Source organism: Bacillus sp. OxB-1 (assembly GCF_000829195.1).
Classification (GTDB): Bacteria; Bacillota; Bacilli; order Bacillales_A; family Planococcaceae; genus Sporosarcina.
The window spans coordinates 2,524,595-2,547,112 of the sequence record NZ_AP013294.1 but is presented as its reverse complement, the minus strand read 5'-3'; the positions used below and the strand labels follow the sequence as shown (position 1 = coordinate 2,547,112).

Below are 22,518 nucleotides of genomic sequence, written 5' to 3'. Positions count from 1 at the left end.
GCGCATGCCCGCAAACCATGCAGATGCCCATCAGCTCTGCAAGATTATTATTATATCAAATTAAATTCCATATACATAAGAAAAGCTCCCCAAGAGAATAGGAGAGCGTTCAACTGAATGTTAGAACCATAGTAAATTTGATAAGCCATGTTTTGTTCCCGTGTACTCAAACGGCTTCCGCCTCGTACTTAGGGTGGTAATCATCTATCTACAGACTGTTGTCTGTCCCTTCTTCCGTTCATTTCCTTCCGAAGAGTGCCCCTACCATAATTTGGGTTTCTCACTCGTGGGGTTTACCGCGTTCCACCCGGACCGTTTCCGGACCGGCTACGTCACTGTGGCACTTTTCAGGGAACCTCATCCATATCCCGAAGGACGTAGGATTTATCCCCGCCGTCACCGTGCAATGCACGGTGCCCCGGCTTATTTTTTCGCCGGGCACGAACACTACGGACATCTCAGAACCGTGTGAGCATGGACTTTCCTCTACAACTTTACGTTGCAGCGATTACCTAAATTCGCTATGGTATTGTCCAGTATACAGTACTTTCTATTCTGATTCAATGGATATGTCGAACCTTGTAGCTTGCAATATTACCCATCCTCGGAAAGCCGGCTGCCGAATACATGCTTTTCCAGATTTGAGATTCGTTTCAGCAAATCGAAATTCGTCGTGCCGCCCGTTCCGACAGTGGTCCTCTTTTGGCTAGACGCCAATTCCTCTTTCAACCGCTCATTTTCAAGCCGTAATTCTGCGACCATTTTCTTGTATGTCTCGTAATCTTGAATGACATCGTCGAGGAAAAGATCAACCTCTTCCTGATTATAGCCACGTAGGCCGGTCTTGAAGTCTTTTTCAAGAATTGTTTTAGAGTCCAATTTAATTTCCATAAGACTACGCCCTTCCGTCTGTCGTTACATAGCTCTCATTATAACATATTTTGTCCTTCCCTGTCTTAATTTGAACGGGAATCAAAGCCTTATTTTGTCGGTTCTTGCGCTTCCCCGGGAAATAGTTTCCGGGCAAGCCGTATTTCCCGTTTCCGCAACTCATTTCCCGCGCGATTGCGGAATTTTCTGGACAGTTCCCGGTCTTCTTGGACGTATTGCAACGCCAATTTCGTATTTCCCATCGCCGATTCCAGCTCTTTCACTTTATGCTCCTGCAGCTTCGCTAATTCCTCCAAAGCTAAAATACGATGTCGGCCCGTCAAATGGCTCGATGCGATGGAAAATGATTCGATCGCTGCCCTGAAATCACCTTTTCGTTTCAAATGAAACCCCAGATGGTAGTGCGTCATCGGATGATCAGCCCCATACTCCTTGACGACCTGTTCAAAAAGCTTGCCACTACGCTCATAGGATTTCAAATCGGCAAACCATTTCCCGATATTCGTATGGATAACGGCCGATTCTGTCAAATCCGCCTTCAATAGCAGGTCGGTCGAGCGGATGTATAAAGCGACGAGCGATAGGATATCCCACTCATTATGCAATAGCACTTTCATCAATAAGTCGGCGCGGCCGTGTTTGACAGCATCCTGATAGATAATCGGCGCCATATGGCCAGGTATATCCCCGTCGCGATGGAAACCGAGCTGCTCCTCCTCGATCGCCGGAAGCCGGAACGTCCCCATCTCCTCTTTCCAAATGCGCCGCGAGCCATGCAGCAAATCGATCTGATCATGCTTGAGCAGCGGCGGCAGGACGTTCCGGTTCATCGTCCAACGCGTCTCCATTTGCGGAATGTCGAAACTCTTCCCATTATACGTCACCAGCGTCGAGTCCGTTTCCCATAGCCGTGACGCATAGAGGAATGCCGCTTCATGATCCGGTCCTGGCAGGACATATTGCGTCAGGCGGAAAGAATCCGTGGTCCGTTCAATGAATCCCATAAGAAAAATGAGCGTCCCTGCCCCTTTTAACCCGGTCGTTTCGGTATCAAAAAACAGAAGCGGTTTGGACAAATCCGGGGAAAGCGGATGAATCTCCCCCGCCCCAGCCCAATTGTCAATCGTCCTCTTCAAACCCGATAAAGCGATTTCGCCATGCCGGTAGTCGCCGTCATATTCGACCGTCTTCTTATAGACGATGCCAAAAGGATTCGGTTCTTTCGTCAGGCCGGCCGCCAACCAACTTTGTTCATAAACGGGCGGTGGAGGAAGTTTCTTTTCCGGGGGCTTACTTCGCTGCGTTTCCGGTTTAGGATCAGCCTTCTTCAACAGTTTCTTCATTTGCATCAGTTTTTGTTCATATGACATTGCTCGCACACTCCGCAAGGCCCGGAGCCACCGGGCGACTTCTTGTTTGTAATTCATGCTACTGGTAGTAAATTATACTATACTTCCAACCTATCTATAAGGAAATCAGTCTTTTGCCATGGGAGCTGTATTGCTTGGGAAATGAAAAGGGATTTTAAAACCAAGATTTCATAACTTTCGTCAAAAGTTGCCGTATGTTGCTCTATAATAGTAACTATCATATAATATAGGGAATTAAACATCGGACTCCAAAGTCGTTTAAACGTTGATAGATTAATGAATACCACGCGAAAGGATGATCGGTTTGAGCGAAAAATTATTGCAACAAATCTTAGCTGAATTGAAAGACGTCAAGACCGAAATGAAGGATTTCAAATTCGAATTGAATGAAATCAAGTCTAAAGTGGATGACAACACAAAAAAACTGGAAACTTTGGACGAGCTGAAGGAAATTACACTTGCCTTACGCGACCGTCAAGAAGAAACTGACGCCCGACTGGAAAGCCTGGCGATGGATGTGCATAAAATGCAAGGAAATGTAACTGACATCAAAGAACAACTTGCCGATATACGAAGCGAATTGGAATTCACTTATCAAAAGACAGCTAAAAATGAGATGGAATTGTTTAAACTTAAGCGGGATTTTGATTAAGTGAGACAGAATTGGTGAGTTGGAAGGTTGGCTACTAAAACTATTTTTGAGGGATATAGATAACAAAGGACTTTCAAGAATTGGACGGGTACCGAACGTTTACAGCTGCCGTTGCACTTCAGCCTTATGGCCATATTCATGAAAAAATGGCGGACAATTTTCACTTAACACTTTCAATCCCAGCGTCCAATACCTTGCAACCTTAAAATAAAAAAACGCCCGATTGGACGCTCTCAATTAATCGCTTAATGTGCTTATTTGTTTTTAATATACTCCATACCTTTTGGCGTTATTGCCAAAACTAGGTTGTCCGTCCCTTGCCCACTATCCGCGGCATATTCATTTTCGATTAGATAGTCAATGGCGAGTTTGCTGTTGACGTCAGCATTTAGCATGGCTTTAGGCAAGGTGTAGCTTCCTCCGTTATTAGCAAAATGATAATCATAAAGGCTTTGTAATAGCATATCCGATAGTTTGTTTACTTCTTCATTTGTCATTGAAAATCCCTCCTTACTTAACTACTATTCGATAAATGAGAGGGGAAACCTTCATTTGATATCTTCACCAGAATCCTCTATCTAGAGCGTCTCCCCAATCTTCTTTCAAGAATGTACTATCATTGTAAAAAGTATGCTTTATCAAAAAGTTAATCCTTTGTTCAACCAAGGAAGAAGTTCTTCATGCTTATAGTTTTTTCCGGTTTCTGAAATGATTTGAGGAAGAAAAATATCAATGGAATCCGTTAATGAATTTAGGGCTTGTAGGACAGTCCCATTTTCAAATCGAGACAATGTCTCTGGTAACTCATCCTCGTCTAAAATAAAGTATTCTCCATTCGGAAGAACCATAATATCAATAATCAAATCCTCAAAGGATACCAACTGATCGGTCATGTATGTATTCTTTACAATATTAAAATAGGAACCTAAATACTTCCCTTTTTCATCTCTCCAAACGTATAAATTATACGGACGATCTTTCCAGTAATAACCGATTGTATAACTACCTTTAGGTATAGATAATTTTGTTTGACTTGCCATCATCGTAAAGGAATTTTGTATAGCATGGAAAAGTACTACACTATTACTTTGTGCTTTTAATAACTTACACCTATGTTCTACCACTACTGAATCATACCGTATTTTTCTTTCTATTATGTTATCCCCACGTTGAATAGGGAGTGTACTTAAATCCATGTTTGGTTGCCTCCTATGCCCATGTTCATTCCAAACAAATCGTAACATAGATTTAAGCAAATAAAAGTGCTCATGGGACTGAGCGTCTTTATTTGCTATTTCTATTTGTGTTTTCTTCCTCATCAATCAAACCGGATAAAGTATTTCGTTGGTCTTTTATTATTCACTGATTAGAAAATAGAACATAATATAATTTAGAATGCAGTTATGATAGGGATGCAGAGCATTGTACCACATCTTGCCATTTAATTTTTGCTAATCAATCCCCTTCCTAAGGTGATAAAGATAAAATAATAAAAATTAGGCACTGCCAAACATTTCAGTCTCTCCATTTCCAACTAACTGGGAAGGAACCAGCTCCCGAAACCACAGAAGACTTTACAAAAGACTATTTGGGCGATGTAAAATCGGTCTTTATGAATGAGCCTGACGAGCGCATTCATGCTGTTTGGTTCTTATACTTTTTAAATCATAGCTAGTGTTATAAAGGAGGCTTGTTATGTACAACGCAAATAAACCAGAGGTCGGACCAAATTCTGACTCTCCCGAAATATTCGCAGCCAAGCTTGCTTTGCTCGGGGCGGCACTTTCTACATTGGGTGATGGAATTTCGACAATTGCCGCAGGTATTGCACTCCAAGAACTAGAACGTTCAAATCAGCAAGGTTCTCAAGGTCAACTAACAAAAGAACTGGACAAAATGCAAAAACAAATTGATCAACTAAACTATCAAATTAAGAGAATGGGAAAAATTAATTAATAATCGGAAGCAGTTTATTTAATAATCCCATTGGCATTGGCATTAACCGTTAAATTATTTACAAACTAATGAAAAAAAGGTTGAAACTGTCAATGTAAACAGCTTCAGCCCTTTATTATTCCCCCCAACAACTCGTCAGCACGTCTCTCATGACTGTTAGTTCAAGGTTCTTCAGAGATGACTTGATTTCCTGGACCTATTTAGTAAAGCCCAACTAAGCCCTTTCAATTTTTGCTAGCCGGGGCAGAATATGTTCCCGGTGACTGTCTTCAAGGTTCGGTCCCGACTAGCTCCCAATACCAATCTGCTCCATGAAATCTTCTGGATGGCCTTTGACGATATGGACTTCGCCGTCTACCGTCGTTACTTTGGTTTTCGTGGAATCGTCAGAACTATCCTCACACAAAGAGGAATCCCTTCTATTTACCTATATCATTTTGCCCGCCGTCCTCCAACAATGGATCCCGCACTTTGAAATCATTGTCACCGTTTTTGTCTAGTCCACAAGCGCTTAATAGTATTACCGCCGCCAATGATAAGGCTAAATATTTTCCCTTCATTATGGAATGCACCTCCAATGATTTATTTAACTAACTGTTCTTATCTTCGCTCAAGGTTAGTAAATTATTCATTGTTTTTATTTCCATAAATTTGAATTCAACAGTATGTGCCGTTTTTACCTCACCCTCTAGCGACAGAAGAATATAACACCCAATCGAATGTCCCTATCGTAGTCCGACTAATGCAGCATCTTCGTAACCTGTTGCTTTGAAAATAATTCAAGTTTGCCTGATGTTAAATGAAATTAATGAAGAAGGGCCGAAACCATGGATCAATGATCTTCAGCCCCTTCTTTTATTTTGCCAGCGTACGTAACAGGTCTTCAGCACGTCGTTTATTATCCTTCTGCCCGGCTTCCTGAGCACCGATGCAAACCGGACAACCCGCCTCACAGCTACAGTTCGCAACATGATCAGCGGTCATCGAGAGCAGTTCTTGCCAACGTTCAAATATCTTCTCGCTTAATCCGATACCGCCTGGGTAGCTGTCATGTATAAAGATAGTCGGCTTCCCTGTATGGATCGCCTTCACTTGCGGTACGACATGGACATCATTTCGATCACATCGGATAAACAGAGGAACCAATGACTGGATGGCGTATGCTGCTGACGTCATGGAATCTGTCAGGTCGGCTTCTTTCCACCCTTCCGGCAAGTCAAATGTCAGCCAAGTCCCGTTCGTATGCAGCTCTTCCGCCGGTAGATCAATCGGTCCCGATCCTATATTATCATGTTTTTCATTAAACTTAATCTTCTTAAATATCGTCGGGATCGCCAACACCGCGATGTCGCCAAAGGCAACTTCGTGTTCTCCAAGCGGCTGAAGCGCGTCTTCGCTCATCACTTTCAATTCCACCGCAAGGTTCGCGTCCGTGAAGTAATCGACATCTACTTCTGTGACGTAAGCCTTCTTTTCCTCCCAATCCAGCTCTTCGACTTGGTACTGGGTGCCTTGATGCATATAAATCGCTTCTTCATGGAGCAAGGTCATGGCGCTGAAGCGGTCCATTTCCCCGATGACGGCCGTTTCCTTTGGATGGGTTTTATCGATAATGACGACGTTCTCCTGTGCTGCGGATCGTAAGCTCACTTCGCTTGCGGGAAAGCGGTCCGTCATCCAATGCCATTTGTCGCTCGTTTTGACGAGCACGCCTTCTGCTTCTAAAAAAGCGAGCAAGTCCTGGACTTCGAATTCCCCGTACGTCTCCGTTAACGTAAACGGCAATTCAAAGGAAGCGCATTTCAAATGATCCATTAGGATGAACAGATTGTCGGGATGGATCCGCGCCTCTTCCGGGGACTGGCCCAGCAAATAATCGGGATGATCGATGATGTATTGGTCCAGCGCCATCGATTGGGCAACGTAAATGATAAGCGCCTCTTCCTGGCGTCTTCCCGCGCGGCCCGCCTGTTGGAAGGCACTCGCAATATTTCCCGGGTACCCCGTCATGATGCACGCTTGCAGTTGACCGATATCAATACCGAGTTCCAGCGCATTTGTGCTGACGACGGTCCGGATGTCCCCTTCCCGCAGGCCCTTTTCGATTTTCCGCCGCTCCGACGGCAAATAACCGCCCCGATAGCCCATTATCGTTTCATCGAACAGCTTTTTTTTCGTCAGTTCTTTCATATACGTCACAAGCATTTCTACGCGCACCCGGCTTTTTGCGAAAACGATCGTCTGGATTCCTTCCCGATAGAGAAACGACGCTAGATCTCGGACTTCCAACACGGCGCTGCGCCTTATACCAAACGTCGGATGGACGACAGGCGGATTATAAAAGACGAAATGCTTCTTCCCCGCCGGCGCCCCGTTGTTTTCAATCAATCGCATTTCCGTATTCGTCAGTGATTCCGCCAGTTCTTTCGGGTTGGCGATCGTCGCCGAGGTGCATATGAAGACCGGATCGCTTCCATAGTAATTGCAAATCCGTTTCAATCTGCGGAGCACATGCGCGACATGGCTGCCGAATACCCCTTTATACGTATGAAGTTCATCGATAATGATATATTTCAAGTTCTCGAAGAGCGATACCCATTTCGTATGATGCGGCAAAATACCCGAGTGAAGCATATCTGGATTCGTCAGAACGATATGACCCGATTTACGCACTTTGGACCGCAATCCCGGCGCCGTATCCCCGTCATACGTATAGCTGAGGATCGCCTCCCCGCTCGCTTCGATCAACTCGTGCAAATCTGCCAACTGATCTTGGGCAAGCGCCTTCGTCGGGAATAAATAAATGGCCCGCGACGTATCATCTTCCAAAATGCTTTGCATAACCGGCAGATGATAGCACAGCGATTTCCCGGACGCGGTTGGAGTTACTGCCGTGAATGATTGATCCGATGCAGCCAACTCGAAAGCTTCCTTCTGATGGCTATACAATCGCCCGATCCCTTTCGTCCCAAGTGCACGGATGATTGACGGATGCAGACGTTCCGGAAATTCAGCGTATACCGCCTCTTTGCCGGGGATAGTTCTTGTGTGTACGATATTTGATGAAAAAGCCGGGTCCGTATGCAGCTGTTCCAGTATTTCAGGGATGGACAGTTTTGTCTGTTTCATTGCCCTCCTTCCTTTCGCAGCGCATCCAAAATGGTCTTCAATGTATACTCAGCCGAGTGGATCGACAAGACGAACCGTTTTTTTCCGGTTTTCGGATAAAACGACTGGACGATGAACTGCTTCATGGAATCATGCAGCGATTCGATTTGATGCGGATGGACGTAGAGCGGCTTGGCAACTTTGATCCATTCCGATACGGCGCTCGTCCATTCATCCAGCCACGCATGCGTCAGATCCGCATATGGTTTCACTTCCTGGAAAAAATCCGGCTCCCTATCCTGCTCCCGCATATCGGCATGACGTTCCCGACACTCCCGGCAAACGGAGAGGAGTCGTTCTGTTTCTTCTATTAAATGCATCCTGCCCTGCTCCTTCCGGTTAATTTCCTTCATTCTAGCAGATTTCGCACTCATTCTCCATAGCAGGACGAACGTGCATTCCGATTTGGATGGAGGAATGCTTTTATCGATTTGGTGTTCAGGGACTTTCAAAATCCCATTATGGTTTACATAATATAATTATAATCTAGCATCAATTGATTTCAATGCAGAACCGTAGCTTGCCTTCCTCTCTTTACCAACTAAAAAGGATGACAATCGCCATCCCTCTCAACCATCAATGCAATTATGTAGTCTATGCAGTTGTCATACTATACCCCTTGATTATTTCTTCCATGATCACGAACCATTTTAAAACTCGTTTTCATGGCTTTTGAAAAATTCATAGTATGTTCGGACATTATCTAGTTCCGTCCAGTGGCGCGTCCTAACCGGATTTTCATCCAGGTTATAAATTTTTGCCTCCCTCATGGAGAGCAGAAATGGAGAATGTGTTGAAATGATAAACTGACAGCCAAAAAAACGAGCAGAGTCTTCAATAAATCTCACCAATTCCATCTGGCGCTTTGGAGAAAGACTATTTTCCGGCTCATCCAAAATGTAAAGTCCTTGATCGCCAATCTTTTCAGTGAAATACCGGAACGCACTTTCCCCATTCGAATACCCTCTCACATTGTCCATCAATTCATTCCTTACAAAACGGGACTGTGTTTTCCTTCTAGCTGTGTTCACTTTTGTCAGCTGCTCGTAATCTGCCAAAGATTTCATTTGAAAATGGGAGTATTTTGCATCCAAATATTCTTCAAATAGTTCTTCCCGTTTTTGATCAATTCCTTCATTGAGATTCCGGATATTCAACATATAGTCAAATACGTCATCACTTGTAATAATTCTGCTGTTTTCAGGAATGTCCGCTTTAAGCTGCATCTCACACAATTGCACATAATCGGGGTAGAAATTTGACTTATTATAGATAGAATCGCGTTGGATTCCTGTTTTTTCTGCTATTACATGTAAGGCAGTGGATTTTCCGGAACCGTTGCCTCCATATAATATCGTCACGGGCTCAAAAGCAATCGTTTCAAAGCCATTTCTTGATAGAACTTTAAATGGATAAAACGAGTCATAGCATGTTCTTTTTATATTCAAGAAAAATTTAAATTCCCTATCCTCATTGGGAAACGAAATTTCACGTAAATAGATCATGATTTCCTCCCTATTTATTGATACCTGCATCCTTTGTCGTCCATCTGTTTCTCTCGTCCACAATTGTTTTTATAGTTAACAGCACTAGCGTTGCATGAATATTAATTAAATATTCAGTCACCATTCTATCTTTATTTTTGCCAAAAAGGGAAGCACCTGAATAAAGGTAGCGCTGTCCATTTGGTAAGTTTATACAGTTATCCATAAGTGACGGGTCAGCAGGGATCGTTACGGTATGCTTCCACTCCTGATTCTACGAAGCCAATACCGGGACGACTCCCATAGATTAGCGGCTAGAATACGTGAAATCGCCAAGATGGATTTCCTGCTGTTTGTTTCCGATTGAATCAGGACGTTCAGACAATAGGCAATCAGAGCCAGATAAATCTGGTTTTTCACAGCGTATTCACTTTGACCGTAGAAATGCTTGATCTTCACGTGCTGCTTGAGCCACTTGAAGAACAATTCGATGGCCCAGCGAGAACGGTAGATTTCGCTGATTTCCTCCGCGGAAATGTCGAAACGATTGGTGATCAGCCGCAATTCGCCCCCCTTGCCATCAGGGATGACAAGGATTCGGAAAACGTTCTCCGTACAGTTCGGATTGGCGCCTACGAACGCCATCGTGTCGGAAAGGGCATCACTCCCTTCCGGAAGGGAGAATGTGTGGATGGGATGCAGAACGGCATTCTTCTTCAACCGACAGACGAAGAAAAGCCCATCGTCCGTGAAGCGGTCAAACCGTTCATAATCCACATACCCGCGGTCGAAAACATACATGGCCTCCTTGTCGTCAACAAGCACTTCGAGTTGATTACGGTCGTGCTCCTTGGCGTTCGTGATGACCTCTTTGTCGGGGTAATGAGTGCCGTTTTCATCGAACACCAAGCGTATATGCAGCTTTACGCCGGCCTTGGTCTCCCGGAATTCGGCCCATTTAAAATGGTTTACGTTCAACGGGATCGTTGTGGAGTCGATGATTTTCAGGAGCAACCCCTTTTTGGGCGAAAGTTTTTGTACAGCGATCTGACTAACCAGTTGCATGAAAAGATTCGACAGAACCGTTGGATCCAACCGATTATTCTTTCTGGAAAGCTGCGACACACTGATGGAATCCACGCCGATCGCCCGTTGGAAATCCCGGTTTGTCAGCGCTGCTTCCAGTGCGTGCAGGCTGTCTGACTCCATTAATTGAGCATACAGCATGAGAAGTGTGTAAGCTTGCGTCGTTAACTTCTTTGTATACCGGTCTTGCCCATGTATGGTCACAATTTCGTTGAATTTCTCAAAATCAATGGCATTCAGCCATTTACCAAATGAAGTTTTTCGTGTATTCTTGTCCATGAGTTGGTCCTTTGTATTGGATTTGGACAGGAACTACCTGTACCTTCCATTATAAAGGACTTTTTCTTTTGGATTCCTTAGATTTTTGAAGGTTTTATGAATTCCTAATCTTCAAAAGATATTAATGCAACACTAGTGAGTTAACAGGACCACTAAAACGATAGCGCCAATTTTCACTACCGAAGGCTAGCTTTTTCCCAATACCAAGAAGACGATTGCTGTCAGGTTTGTCAGATTCACAAAGTGGATCGCAATAAAAAAAGATATAATCCAGTTGTCGTCTTCATTTCATTGCACTTCCATTAATTGGACTGTTCGCGGAATACTGCAAATGTAATCTCGGAAACTGATACAAACTTGCACAATCTCACAATATCAATATTGTACCACCTGCTTTTCTAATAATCTCCCTTCCCCTTATGCCCAGTGTTTACCCTCCAAGCCATGATCCGCGCTTCAACTCCTCTAGCCTATGTGTTTACCAATAGAAGATTGGTGGTAAAAATAGAAGGAAGTACGCATCTTGAAATGGAGGTGGAGAATCGTTGCACATCCTTTTATATGTGAGCGCAGCCATCGCGGCTCTATCTTTGGCTCTCATTGCGGTCTTTGTCTTCCTCGTTCTGAAAAACACGAAACAGACGATGAATTCATTGTCGGAAACCGTCCAGCGAGTGGAAACGAAGTTAAACGGCATCACGGAGCAATCCGCGCAATTGATGGAGAAAACGAACCGGATTGCGGACGATGTCGAGACCAAAGTACAATCATTGGACCAGTTGACCAAGTCCGCTCGAAACTTCGGCCAAACGAAGGAGCACTTGAACGAATCCTTTGAGTCTTTATCTCAACAAATCGCGACACCACCTAAAAAACTGCGGCCGTTGATGGAAAAAGCGACCGCCTTGACGGAAGCGGCGGCACGGATTTATTATCGGCTGAAAAAGGAGAAAGAAGCGGCCCAACAAAAAGCGGCAAGGCAATCCACGGGAGCGTCTTCCCAATCGGCATCCGTCCCACAACTCGAATACCGCAGTCGGGAATAAACGAAAAAAGAGGTGATACAATATGGATTGGATGGGAATCGGTGTACTGCTCATCGGCATTGCATTTGTAGTCCTCGTCATCTTGCTGATTAAGCCATTGAACAAGGCGGCCGATTTGCTGGAAGGCTTGCAGGAAACGACCGATCGCCTCCCCGATGTAGTCGACGATGTGTCGGCCCAGGCGACGGATATGTTGCAGACAAGCAATGCGACATTGAATCAGGTCAACAACCAAGTCCATTCGCTTAATCCCTTTTTCCATATCGTAGGCGATACTGGAAAAGCGGCACGAACGTTATCGTTATCCGCTTTGGAGAAAACGAATTTGCTGAAAGCCCAGACCACTAGTGCAAAGGAATACTCAAAACAGGAGAAGTACGAAGGACTTTATGGCATCCTGTCATTCCTTTTCTTCCTTTCCCAAAGAAGGAAAGAGATGAAAGAGATTGCAGAAATCTCTTCAGAAAAATAAAAAGCGTAGAGGACCCACACATTTTGGGCTCCTCTACGCTTTTATCATTGGTCTTGCACGAGATATTTTCCTTCCCGTGCCGCTTCTTTTGCTTCTGCTTTCATGCGTGCGATATCGAACGCTTTCTCTTCCCCGGTTGCCATAAGGTTGCGCGGCCTTTTTAAACCGCCGCTCTTCGCCTCCTTCCGTTTCCGCGCTGCATAAAGGCCCAGCGCTGCCGTCCCGTATAAACCGCCGAGACGTTTGTTCCGTTTCTCCTCATCGATATCGACGACCTTGCTCTTCGCTGCTTCGGCCACATCGACAAGGGAAGAGGACAGTTTCCGTGTCGTCTCGCCGACATCTCCCGCGACGTGAAACAACGGGGTCAGTGTGCCAAGCTTTTCATTGACGTCCGCCAATGTGTCGTTGGAATGTCGGATCATCTCACCGGTCTCGGCAAGGACCTCGTCCAACTGATCCGGCAGCCGATCCACTGTCTCGTTCACACCTTCCAAAATGGAGCTGAAATGATTCAGTACTTTGGCGATGAAAATAGCAAGGACTAAAAATCCGGCTCCGATTAAAAGTACGCCAACTCCTGTCAAACTCATGCGTTCCCACCCTTTCTGATTCATTATGCCGCAGCGTAAATACCGGTAGTTTCTTACTGAACCGTCCCCCAAAAAACTCCAAACATCCGCCGCAAGCTTTCACTTTAATTCAGCCGGAATTCTTCCCCCACTAGACGTGGGGGAATTCTATAGCCGACCCTACATTTGCAATAAAATCAAGACGATGCTTTTTTTCCACGTTTCCAAGAATCCACCATGCAGAGCGTCAGTTCAGAAAACTGAACGACCCGGACGAACGGTTTTGTTCCGGGCATGGCTTCGCTTTTCGCATAGACGCCTGTCGCTTCCTTCAACCCGGTACTCGCCAGATAGGCCGTTTCACCGACTTCTTCAGCTGTTTCGAAGACACTATCCAATGCTTCCAGCTTGACGTCAATGTCCCGGATTGTCCAATCTGCTTCTTCTAACGTCCGTTCTACCGCCCCAACAGTTTGATCAATCTGCCCTTCCATCCGTTTGGCAGTTTCACCCAGTGTCCCGATACTCTGGGCGACTCGATGCAAAAGTTTGGCCACATAAATAGAAACGACAGCAAAGGCAATGGCGATCAGTAACACTCCGATTGCACTCAACATCACTTCCGAACCTCCTCTCTTCTTTTCTATACCACCTTTCCCAGCCCTTTAAGCGTGAAGGCTAGAAGATTAAGAGGAAAGAGGACCGGATTCATTCAAAAAATAAAACCCTCACACTGATTGTTGTGAAGGGTTCGTCTTGAATATCATTTCCGCTCAAGCGGCATGGAGCAGCAACGGAAGGAGCCGCCCGATTTGATGATTTCGGAAAAATCGACTTCGATTACTTCGAATCCATGCGCCCGCATTGCCGCATTGACATCTTGGTTCATCGGAAGGCTGAACACTTTGCCGTTTCCGATAGATAAAACGTTCGTCCCAAGTGTGAATTGCTCCTCAGCGGACACCTCGATGAGCGTATACATCGCGCCGAGGTAGTCCACCATATCAGCGGAAAGTGCTTGCGGGAAAATGAGCGCCACTTCGGGGGATAGAATATTGAATACGCAATCCAGATGCAAGTATTTTTCTTCAAACGGGACGCGGATCACTTCGTGGTCGGTCAATTCTTTTTCCAACATGGCAACAGCCTGTTCGGATGTCCGGCTGCTGATCCCGACGAAGATCTTTTCCCGGTCGATGAGGACGTCCCCGCCTTCGACCCGATCCGCCGTCGTTTGAAATGGAATGTTCTCATCGGCTAACCATTCTTCGAGCGCCACTTCCTCCCCTTTCCGGATGTCACTTGCCATTTCAGCGACAAAGACTTCTTCCCCGACGGTAAAGCCGATGTCGCGGGTGAAGACTTGTTCCGGAAATTGTTCGGATGACGGAAGCTTCACCACTTCCACGCCATGTTTTCGCAGTTGCTGTTCAAATATTCGGTGCTGTTCCATCGCGCGTTCGACATCGATGTTTTCCTCTTTATATTGTTTCTGAACGTCATTGATGACGTCCTCGATTGCCATGAATTGCGGTTGGCACAAAATGACGCGTTTCAGCGTCTCATATTCTGTATCACATTTCGTTTTCGTCTGTTGTGTTACGGGAGATTCCATGTCTTCCTCCTTCAAAAGCAGTTCTCTCGAGGTATATTCCCGTTTACTCCAAACCTAAACCTATACTATGTGTTCTGCCAGCCACTTTTCCACGGTTTGATTGAACAAGTCCGGGCGGGCGATCGGAAATCCGTGACCGATGCCGGGGACGAGAAGACAGTGCCAATCGGGCCGAAGCGCAGTGAGTTGCTTAGCCGATTGGATGACGCTGTTCCGTTCTTTCATTCCGGCAGTGGCGAGTATGGAGGTCGAGCTGTTGGAAACCCCTTTCGGAATGGTAAAGGATAGGTTTTCCCGCAACATGTCGATGAGTGTCCCAGCTTTCATTTTCACGCTATCTTCATAGTATCTATCGAAATACTCCTCATCCAAATACAATTGTTTCGCTTGCATTTTTGCGAAGGCCCGGTTGCGGATGAGGGGCATCGTTATGCGGATGGACGGCCTGATGAACGGCTTCGCCCAAGCCATCGGACGAAGTAGTGCACTATTGACCATCGCAGTCTGCGCCAAATGCGGAGCTAGATTCAACATTTCCAATGCAATCTGCGCTCCGATGGAAAAACCGATAATATGGACAGTTCGACCCGCCCTTTCGGTTTCAATCAAATCGATCAGCTCTTGCGCGTTGTCCCGGATTGAAAACGTCCCTTCCTCGCTACGTACGCCATGCCCTTGCAATGTCGGCACAATGCAATGATAATCGCGGAAGTGACTGACTTGCTTGTCCCACATCCATCCTCCGGCTCCGCCGCCATGGATGAATACGAGAAGAGGCCCTTCCCCTATTTTTCCAAATTGTTCATAAAAGACCGCCATCCGACCAACTCCCTATAATCGTTTTTTGGGAAATCTCATGGGTATACTAATTGTAACAAAAGGATCGATAGAGGAAGGAGACGGAGGCAATTTGTCCAAAAAGCTTGTGAAGGCGATTCAATCGCACGCCCTCCCCCTGCATGAAAAATCGACGATCGATGCAATAATCGACGCAATCGGAGACGCCGAAATCGTCATGCTCGGGGAAGCATCACATGGGACATCGGAATTTTATACGGTCCGTGCGGAGCTGACGAAGCGTTTGATTCGGGAAAAAGGATTTTCACTCATTGCGGTCGAGGGCGATTGGCCGTCTGCGCAGGAAGTCAATCAGCATATCAAAGGGTTTTCGGTAAAGAAACGATCCACCACTGAACTGTTGACCGAGGCGTTTAACCGCTGGCCGACGTGGATGTGGGCGAACGAGGAGATTGAAGCGCTCATCAACTGGCTGAAAGATGAGAATGACCAACGGGAACCGGAGCGGATGGTCGGATTTTACGACATTGATCTATACAGCCTTTATGAATCGATCGATGAAATGCTGAAGTTTTTGAAGGAAAATCCTTCATTCGGGGTAGATTTGGAATTGGCCAAAAAGGCGTTTACCTGCTTTGAGCCATATAATCGCATGCCCGAACACTATGCGTTGTCGACCGCCCATTTTTCGGATGAGTGCATTCGCGAAGTATCGGAACTGCTCGTTTCCATACGAAACCATGCCGCACGGTACGGGGAAGGACAGGAGGAAGACTTGAACCTTGCGATGAACGCATTGGTTGCCAAAAATGCGGAGTCGTATTACCGGTCGATGCTGAAAGAAGAGGCCATTTCGTGGAATATCCGGGATACGCATATGGTCGAAGCGATTCAGAAGCTCAAGGAATATCATGGCGCTGGAGCGAAAGTGATTGTCTGGGAGCATAACACCCATATCGGCGATGCGTCCGAGACGTCGATGAAGAATGAGGATATGCTGAACGTCGGCCAATTGATACGGGAACAATACGGCAGGGACAATACGTATGCCATCGGATTCGGCATGTATGCCGGGACAGTCATCGCAGCTGAAAACTGGGGCGATCCCTTGCAGCGAATGACCGTCCCTCCCGCTCGTTTCAATACGTGGGAAGGTCAGCTACATGCAGCGGGAGAAGAAGATAAAGTGCTCCTATTTAATGAAGAGAACCGTTCTTTATTTCAGGATTGGGTCGGCCACCGCGCCATCGGGGTCGTCTATCATCCCGAATTTGAGGCGTACGGCAACTATGTCTCCTCCCGTATTAGCCACCGATACGACGCGTTCATTTATCTCGATGAAACAACAGCGTTGAAGCCGCTTTAAAAACTTCCAGGGCACGGAATACAGTTCATCGCACCTAAAAACGCCTGTCTTTTCCTATTCGGAGAGACAGGCGTTTCACTTGATTTTTATGCCGCGGTAAATGAAAAATCCCATGGAACCGAACAGGACGATAAGGAAAATAATCATGTCCCAGACGCCGCCGCTCAAATAACGGCCGAATGCGTTCTGGATAATTTTCCAAGTCATGTAGGAAATGAAAAGAAGGATTTCATTTTTCATGATATGGATGAGCCAAATCGAGTTGCGGTACAAACGGGGTGCGTTTTCTTCTGTCAGCCCTTGGTAATTATGTGTTTCGGGATGCTTCTCGACGAACGACAGTACGATCCACAGGAACGCGCCGATTCCCGGCAACAGGAACAGGAATCCTTTATGGCCCCAACCGTCGATTTCCCCCGTCATATTGAAATGGATCGGCACTTCCACGGGTAAGGCAGGCCATGCAAACAGGCCATAGATGACCGCTGCCAGAAAAACACCCAATGTGAATCGGTCAAACCATTTCTCCCACCACGTCTTCGGAATTTCCAATTTAGGCGGATTCATCATCGGTCTACCCTCCTGTCTATTTTCCAATCGCTTTTCTTAGTCTATCGAACACTTCATCAAATGTTGAACCGCCGTCTGGTACAGTCCCCTCGAATGTTGTCGTAGTAACATCGACCACTGCTACGTTCAGTGTATGACTCTCCTCTGCTTTTATTGTGCGATCGATTGTGCTGAACAGCAATTCTTGCTGATTCCCATCCGTTAATTTGAAAATGAAGGCCGGGTTCCAGTGAGAAGGGGACCGGCTAATCGGTTTTTCTCCATCATGGTCATAGTCCGGGAAGTATTCCAGCAGCTCGGCTTTTACTCTTTCGGCGATTTCATATGTCTCCGCAGGATCCAGCAAATTCACTTGGAACTGCCCGCGGGCTGTCTCACCGTTCATCAATTCGAATGTCATCGTCTCAAATTGGTAAAGCTGCTTCGTTTGTTCGTTTTCTTCTGGCTCTTCTTTTGACTCTGATGATTTTCCGATTTCGTCTTCCGCCAGTACCTCCACTTTATCTACCGGTTCCTCAACGACTGCCGCTTCATTTACATCTTGTGCGCCGCACCCTGCCAGCACTGCCAGGCTTAGAATAAATGCTGGAATTAATCTCACTTTTATTTCCATCCCTCATGCTTGTTTTTCCCATTTTACCATAACGTCCCTATCGGTGGATGTGCCCTTTGTCAATGAATGAAAGGGGCCTAGGTCTTAGGGGCTCGGTTTTCCCTAGGGTTATCCTGAGAAAAAAAGACATCGGATATTTTCCGATGCCTACTCTTTCTAGACAACCCCTTGCTCCTCTTTTGCCCTGCCGTTAAACCTGCCGAGGAAGTCTTGCAGCCGTTCGCTTTTCGGATTGACGAGAATATCGGTCGGATGGCCTTCCTCTTCGATGACGCCTTCATTCAGGAAGAGGACGCGGTCTGCGATGTCGAGGGCGAAATCCATTTCATGCGTGACGAGGATCATTGCCATCTCCCCCTCCTTCGCAAGATCGCGGATCACTTCCAGCACTTCCCCGACCAGTTCCGGGTCCAAGGCGGATGTCACTTCATCGAACAGCATCACTTTCGGACGCATCATGAGCGCTCGCGCCATGGCGACCCGCTGTTTCTGGCCGCCGGATAGCTGGCTCGGATACAGGTCAATCTTTTCTCCGAGCCCGACCTTCTCCAGCATTTCCACTGCTGTTTCGCGAACGGTCTCCTTGCTTTCATTTTTGACGATGACAGGCGCCAGCATGCAGTTTTCGAGTATCGTCATATGCGGAAACAGGTTGAAATGTTGGAATACCATGCCGATGTCCCCCCGGATTTCGCGGAGATGTTTTTCATCTGCTGTCACCCATTCCCCCTTTTTCTCCATCTGCCATAAATTTCGGCCATCCACTTCGATTTTCCCGGACGTCGGCTGCTCCAACGTCATTAGCATCCGGATAATCGTCGTTTTCCCAGAGCCGCTTGGTCCAATGAGAGCGACCTTTTCAGCAGGCTGGATATCGAGGTCGATCCCTTTCAAAACGTCCACCTCTCCGAAAGATTTGCGGATATTTTTATATTGCACGATCGGTTCACTCATGGAACCCCTCCTTTGAACTTCCTTCACAACGTAGCGGTCTTCTTATCAAACCGCCGATTGTACTTTTTCTCCAGCTTCGAAATGAGCAACGCGGCTGGATAACTCAACAGCAAGAAGAACAGCGCAACGACCGTCAACGGTTCGACGTATTTATAATATTGTGCGCCATAATCATTGGCGATATGGAGCATCGCCACAACACCGATTGTCGACGCCAGCGGTACTTCTTTGAACATGATAATCAAATAGTTGCCAAGCATCGGAATCGTTGGCGGAATGGCTTGCGGTAAAACGATCTTCAGCCATTTTTGGCGCGTCGATAAATTTAACGCAGTCGCCGCTTCCCACTGACCTTTATCGACCGACTCGATGCCGGACCGGTACACTTCCGCCATATACGTACTGAAATGAATGCCAAGTCCAAGAATGGCTGCGACGAACGGATTGAGCGTCACCCCGACGACCGGCACCATCGGCCATGCGTAATACAAGAAGAACAATTGGATCAGCGGCGGTGTAGATCGGATGAATTCTGCAATCCAACTGAACAGCCAACGGATGCCGCTCACTGGTATGCGATATAGAAACACCCAGACAAAGCCGAAGATGGCCGCGAATACATAACAGGCGATCGTCAAGCCGAGCGTAATCCATAACCCTTTGAAAATTAGAGGTATGACTTCAAAAAAAACATTCCAATCCCAAGTCATCCGTGCGCCACCCCTTTCTTCGACACTTTCTCCATCTTTCTAGTAAACGCGATCAATGGCAGGGCGAGCACGAAGTACATGACAAGAAGAAGGATGTAGACAATTGGCGCTTCTGCCAGATGGGTGCTTCGGTAAATATTGCCGTAGTACAACAGATCTGTCAGTCCGATCAACGACACGAGCGAAGTGGCTTTCAAAATTTGAATGAGGTAGTTTCCGTATTCCGGCAACATCATGCGGACTGCTTGGGGAATGATGATGTGGCGCATGCGTTGGAACTTCGACAGATTCAAGGCAGTGGCGGCTTCTGTCTGTCCGGGAGCGACCGCCAGGATGGAGCTTCTGACAACTTCAGACATATACGCCCCGTAATTGAGGGAGATGGCTAGCACCGCTGTCCAAATATCGCTTCCGAGATGGATGCCGAACAAGCCGGGCAAGGCGTATGAAAACCAGAATAATTGCACGATGAGCGAAGTGCCCCGAAATATCTCAACGTAAAATCCAGTGAATCCTGTCAGCAGACGGTTCGAAGAGATTCGGGACAATCCTGCCACAAAGGCGATTATACTGGAGCAAATAATGGATAACACTAAGACAAGCAAGGTTACTTTCAACCCTTTGGTTAACTCAAGGGCTATTTCCGTTATGGAACTCACCAAATCACTCCAAATACCATTCTTTTTTAAGGAGGTTCAGGGCTCCCCTTTTATTCGACGAGGCCCTGAAACCGACCTCCTCTTTTAATAATTTTCCCCGCTGCAAATGCTGGCGGTGGTAATCGACGGATCGACCGTATTCATTTCCTCCGTAAAGCCATAGGGCTCGATCAGTTCCGCGAGTTTGCCGCTTTCTTTCAGCTTCTGCAATTCGGCATTATACGCTTCCCGAAGGTCATCGTCCCCGTTCAAGAATGCAGCCGCTCCGTAGCTTGGCACGCCTTCGATATCGGGTTGCTCGAAATCATTGACGAATTCCAGCTTCTCATTATTGGCTGACTCCAACGCCATTTTAATCGTCATTTCCGTTCCCGTTGTCACATGAGCACGGCCCGATTCAACAGCGGAGAAGGAAGCCGGGATATCCGGTACTGTCGTAATTTGATTTTCCGCAACTCCTTCGCGAAGCATGAAATCTCTTTCAGTCGCACCGCTCATGACGGCCACTTTAATATCCGGATTATCGGCGATGTCTTTGTAGCTATGCAAATTCATCGGATTGCCTTTTTCGACGATCAGCCCTTCTCCATATCGGATTTCCGGCTCACCAAATGCGACATTCGTACAACGGTCCGGCGTGATCGCCATTCCGGCTGTAATGACATCAAATTTCCCCGCACCTAATGCTGGGATGAGCTGCCCGAATTCCGATAGCTGTCCATCCACTTCCTTGATCCCGAGGTTGGCAAACACTTCTTGGGCGATTGCCACCGCGGCTCCTTTCAGTTCGCCATCTTCTTCATACGCATACGGCTTCTCATTGGCAAACCCGATTTTGACTGACCCCTGTTCTTGCAACGCTTCCAGTTTATTTCCTTCTTTTCCGTTGGCGGATCCTGCATCTCCACTGCCGCAAGCAGCAAGAACGAGCACTATAACCAACGAAATCAATCCAATGCCTAGTTTTCTCACAATGTTCCTCCTTATTTTTTTATAAAGCTATTTTTTGATAGTTACTAGGTTAACATAGCTGATTTTAAAGTTCAAACCGATTTCAGAATTTTTCACGGCATCCAGAAAATTTGAAAACTCAGCGAGCCCCGTTCTGATAGCGTTTACAAGAGGTTTAAAATTTTAAGAAAAAAAGTTAATTTTTTTTCTGGAATCGTAGAAAAACAGAGCTTTCCACCTATTTAGGAACATTTTTTTCATTAGTTATTTCCAGAAGGCTATATGGAAAAATAAAAAACGACAACAATTATGAATAATTCCATAATTATTGTCGTTCTTTTTATATTAAATTGTTTTTATCTATTTTCTCACAAGAAGGTCCTGCATTAATCCCAAAAATTGTATATAACGTCTCCAATATGACTTGGTCGCCAATGTTTCCACAAATCTTTTTCCCCATCTTCAAACTGGACATCACGTAACGGTTGCTCCAATTCAGCTGAGGTGCAAACACGGTAGCCCGCTTCCTCAAAAAGCGCTGCCCATTCCACAGCATTTACGAAACGGATTGTTCCAAAACTCACTTCAACAGCAAATGAAAGGTAATGATAATGAGCATTCAGCAATATGAATAACCCTTCCGTTGTTCGGATGTGATGGAAATTGGCAGGATACGCAGCCTTTTGACTGACATCAATCGATTTTCCTAGCATTCGGGCAAAAGAATAGCTGTCCGCTTGAAATGTTTTGAAATCCGTCACGGGCAGGTCCGCCCCAAAACCTGAAATCCCCCTTGGCAGCATACCTATTCTAATCGTCCGGACGCTTTTATTTGATTGAGCAATGCTTCACAGCCTTCTGTGACGAGTTCATAAGTTTCTTGGAAATCTCCCGTAAAATACGGGTCAGGGACATCCATTCGGCGCTCGGTCAAGTCGAGCAAACGCAAAATTTTCGGATGATCCGGCTGTCCGAGCATCCGACGGATATCTTCCATATTGCTAGTGTCCATACCGACAATAAAATCATATGTTTCAAAGTCCGACGTATCCAATTGGCGTCCTGCCATTCCTTCCGTCGAAATGCCGTTTTCTTTCAATTTGGCGATCGTTCCGGCATGTGGTGGCTTCCCGATATGCCAATTGCTCGTGGCGGCTGAATCGACTACGATGACATCTTCCAATCGCTCTTGCTGTACCAAATGACGGAACACCGCTTCCGCCATAGGCGATCGACAAATATTTCCGAGACAGACAAATAAAACACGAATCATTCAGAACACCTCTTTCACTTAGTCAGAATTACT

At 46.2% G+C, this 22,518-nt stretch carries 25 protein-coding genes and 1 other RNA gene; 5 read left to right on the top strand and 21 right to left on the bottom strand.

Going from position 1 to position 22,518, the window contains the following annotated elements:
- Positions 1-136: 136 nt before the first annotated feature.
- The 3 genes from rnpB to OXB_RS12495 all read right to left on the bottom strand — a co-directional run bounded on the left by rnpB (position 137) and on the right by OXB_RS12495 (position 2,261).
- Positions 137-520, bottom strand: an RNA gene (gene rnpB, locus OXB_RS18240) — RNase P RNA component class B.
- A 74-nt stretch (positions 521-594) separates the two neighbouring features.
- Positions 595-891 (bottom strand): cell division regulator GpsB, encoded by a 297-nt coding sequence (gene gpsB / locus OXB_RS12500; RefSeq protein ID WP_041074703.1) that lies wholly within the window; start codon positions 889-891, stop codon positions 595-597.
- A gap of 89 nt (positions 892-980) precedes the next feature.
- Complete coding sequence (locus OXB_RS12495; RefSeq protein WP_041074701.1) at positions 981-2,261, bottom strand: ribonuclease H-like domain-containing protein; 1,281 nt, start codon at positions 2,259-2,261, stop codon at positions 981-983.
- Between the two features lie 304 nt (positions 2,262-2,565).
- On the opposite strand from OXB_RS12495, the gene OXB_RS12490 reads away from it, so the two are divergent.
- Positions 2,566-2,913 carry a hypothetical protein gene (locus OXB_RS12490; RefSeq protein WP_052484017.1) on the top strand — a complete coding sequence of 116 codons (348 nt, stop codon included), beginning with the start codon at positions 2,566-2,568 and terminating at the stop codon, positions 2,911-2,913.
- Positions 2,914-3,167: 254 nt separating this feature from the next.
- On the opposite strand, the gene OXB_RS12485 is transcribed toward OXB_RS12490, so the two are convergent.
- Positions 3,168-3,410, bottom strand: coding sequence for a hypothetical protein (locus OXB_RS12485; RefSeq protein WP_041074699.1), 243 nt, complete (start codon positions 3,408-3,410; stop codon positions 3,168-3,170).
- A 141-nt stretch (positions 3,411-3,551) separates the two neighbouring features.
- Positions 3,552-4,109, bottom strand: a complete 558-nt coding sequence (locus tag OXB_RS12480; protein ID WP_041074697.1) for a DUF402 domain-containing protein — start codon at positions 4,107-4,109, stop codon at positions 3,552-3,554.
- A gap of 499 nt (positions 4,110-4,608) precedes the next feature.
- On the opposite strand from OXB_RS12480, the gene OXB_RS12475 reads away from it, so the two are divergent.
- A complete protein-coding gene (locus OXB_RS12475; protein ID WP_041074695.1) occupies positions 4,609-4,869 on the top strand; it encodes a hypothetical protein in 261 nt (86 codons plus the stop codon).
- 855 nt (positions 4,870-5,724) lie between these two features.
- On the opposite strand, the gene OXB_RS12470 is transcribed toward OXB_RS12475, so the two are convergent.
- The 4 genes from OXB_RS12470 to OXB_RS12455 form a co-directional block, all read right to left on the bottom strand.
- The gene (locus OXB_RS12470; RefSeq protein ID WP_041074693.1) at positions 5,725-7,998 is read right to left on the bottom strand and encodes a DEAD/DEAH box helicase; all 2,274 of its coding nucleotides are present in this window, start codon (positions 7,996-7,998) and stop codon (positions 5,725-5,727) included.
- Positions 7,995-8,357: a YppE family protein gene (locus OXB_RS12465; protein WP_041074691.1), complete on the bottom strand. Its 363-nt coding sequence runs from the start codon at positions 8,355-8,357 to the stop codon at positions 7,995-7,997. Before OXB_RS12465 ends, OXB_RS12470 begins: the two co-directional genes overlap by 4 nt.
- Before the next feature lie 330 nt (positions 8,358-8,687).
- Entirely contained in the window at positions 8,688-9,542 is an 855-nt protein-coding gene (locus OXB_RS12460; RefSeq protein WP_041074688.1) for an AAA family ATPase, read from the bottom strand.
- A gap of 228 nt (positions 9,543-9,770) precedes the next feature.
- The gene (locus tag OXB_RS12455; RefSeq protein WP_041072671.1) at positions 9,771-10,886 is read right to left on the bottom strand and encodes an IS4 family transposase; all 1,116 of its coding nucleotides are present in this window, start codon (positions 10,884-10,886) and stop codon (positions 9,771-9,773) included.
- A gap of 545 nt (positions 10,887-11,431) precedes the next feature.
- Between OXB_RS12455 and OXB_RS18025 the strand changes: the two genes are divergently transcribed.
- Both OXB_RS18025 and OXB_RS12445 read left to right on the top strand, forming a co-directional pair.
- Positions 11,432-11,932, top strand: coding sequence for a DUF948 domain-containing protein (locus OXB_RS18025; RefSeq protein ID WP_052484016.1), 501 nt, complete (start codon positions 11,432-11,434; stop codon positions 11,930-11,932).
- A gap of 22 nt (positions 11,933-11,954) precedes the next feature.
- Positions 11,955-12,404, top strand: a complete 450-nt coding sequence (locus OXB_RS12445) for a DUF948 domain-containing protein (RefSeq protein WP_041074687.1) — start codon at positions 11,955-11,957, stop codon at positions 12,402-12,404.
- A gap of 44 nt (positions 12,405-12,448) precedes the next feature.
- Here OXB_RS12445 and OXB_RS12440 read toward each other — a convergent pair whose 3' ends face one another.
- The 4 genes from OXB_RS12440 to OXB_RS12425 form a co-directional block, all read right to left on the bottom strand.
- Positions 12,449-12,997 (bottom strand): DUF948 domain-containing protein, encoded by a 549-nt coding sequence (locus OXB_RS12440; protein WP_070098207.1) that lies wholly within the window; start codon positions 12,995-12,997, stop codon positions 12,449-12,451.
- Positions 12,998-13,173: 176 nt separating this feature from the next.
- Positions 13,174-13,593: a DUF948 domain-containing protein gene (locus OXB_RS12435; RefSeq protein ID WP_041074685.1), complete on the bottom strand. Its 420-nt coding sequence runs from the start codon at positions 13,591-13,593 to the stop codon at positions 13,174-13,176.
- A gap of 146 nt (positions 13,594-13,739) precedes the next feature.
- Positions 13,740-14,591, bottom strand: a complete 852-nt coding sequence (locus OXB_RS12430) for a dimethylarginine dimethylaminohydrolase family protein (RefSeq protein ID WP_041074682.1) — start codon at positions 14,589-14,591, stop codon at positions 13,740-13,742.
- Positions 14,592-14,651: 60 nt separating this feature from the next.
- A complete protein-coding gene (locus OXB_RS12425) occupies positions 14,652-15,410 on the bottom strand; it encodes an alpha/beta fold hydrolase (RefSeq protein ID WP_041074680.1) in 759 nt (252 codons plus the stop codon).
- 91 nt (positions 15,411-15,501) lie between these two features.
- Here OXB_RS12425 and OXB_RS12420 point away from each other — a divergent pair, with 91 nt between their 5' ends.
- Positions 15,502-16,755 carry an erythromycin esterase family protein gene (locus tag OXB_RS12420; protein ID WP_041074678.1) on the top strand — a complete coding sequence of 418 codons (1,254 nt, stop codon included), beginning with the start codon at positions 15,502-15,504 and terminating at the stop codon, positions 16,753-16,755.
- Positions 16,756-16,830: 75 nt separating this feature from the next.
- Here the strand turns inward: OXB_RS12420 and OXB_RS12415 are convergent, their stop codons facing one another.
- The 8 genes from OXB_RS12415 to OXB_RS12380 all read right to left on the bottom strand — a co-directional run bounded on the left by OXB_RS12415 (position 16,831) and on the right by OXB_RS12380 (position 22,485).
- The gene (locus tag OXB_RS12415; RefSeq protein WP_052484015.1) at positions 16,831-17,325 is read right to left on the bottom strand and encodes a DUF1648 domain-containing protein; all 495 of its coding nucleotides are present in this window, start codon (positions 17,323-17,325) and stop codon (positions 16,831-16,833) included.
- 16 nt (positions 17,326-17,341) lie between these two features.
- Positions 17,342-17,926 (bottom strand): hypothetical protein, encoded by a 585-nt coding sequence (locus OXB_RS12410; RefSeq protein WP_144399698.1) that lies wholly within the window; start codon positions 17,924-17,926, stop codon positions 17,342-17,344.
- Positions 17,927-18,094: 168 nt separating this feature from the next.
- Entirely contained in the window at positions 18,095-18,892 is a 798-nt protein-coding gene (ehuA, locus tag OXB_RS12405) for an ectoine/hydroxyectoine ABC transporter ATP-binding protein EhuA (protein WP_041074674.1), read from the bottom strand.
- Between the two features lie 23 nt (positions 18,893-18,915).
- Positions 18,916-19,602, bottom strand: a complete 687-nt coding sequence (gene ehuD / locus OXB_RS12400) for an ectoine/hydroxyectoine ABC transporter permease subunit EhuD (protein WP_041074672.1) — start codon at positions 19,600-19,602, stop codon at positions 18,916-18,918.
- Positions 19,599-20,261: an amino acid ABC transporter permease gene (locus OXB_RS12395; protein ID WP_084212467.1), complete on the bottom strand. Its 663-nt coding sequence runs from the start codon at positions 20,259-20,261 to the stop codon at positions 19,599-19,601. The genes ehuD and OXB_RS12395 overlap by 4 nt, the downstream gene beginning before the upstream one ends.
- Positions 20,262-20,345: 84 nt before the next feature.
- Entirely contained in the window at positions 20,346-21,233 is an 888-nt protein-coding gene (gene ehuB / locus OXB_RS12390; RefSeq protein WP_041074670.1) for an ectoine/hydroxyectoine ABC transporter substrate-binding protein EhuB, read from the bottom strand.
- A 365-nt stretch (positions 21,234-21,598) separates the two neighbouring features.
- Positions 21,599-21,973: a hypothetical protein gene (locus tag OXB_RS18020; protein WP_052484014.1), complete on the bottom strand. Its 375-nt coding sequence runs from the start codon at positions 21,971-21,973 to the stop codon at positions 21,599-21,601.
- 44 nt (positions 21,974-22,017) lie between these two features.
- Positions 22,018-22,485 (bottom strand): low molecular weight protein-tyrosine-phosphatase, encoded by a 468-nt coding sequence (locus tag OXB_RS12380; protein WP_041074668.1) that lies wholly within the window; start codon positions 22,483-22,485, stop codon positions 22,018-22,020.
- Between the last annotated feature and the right edge of the window lie 33 nt (positions 22,486-22,518).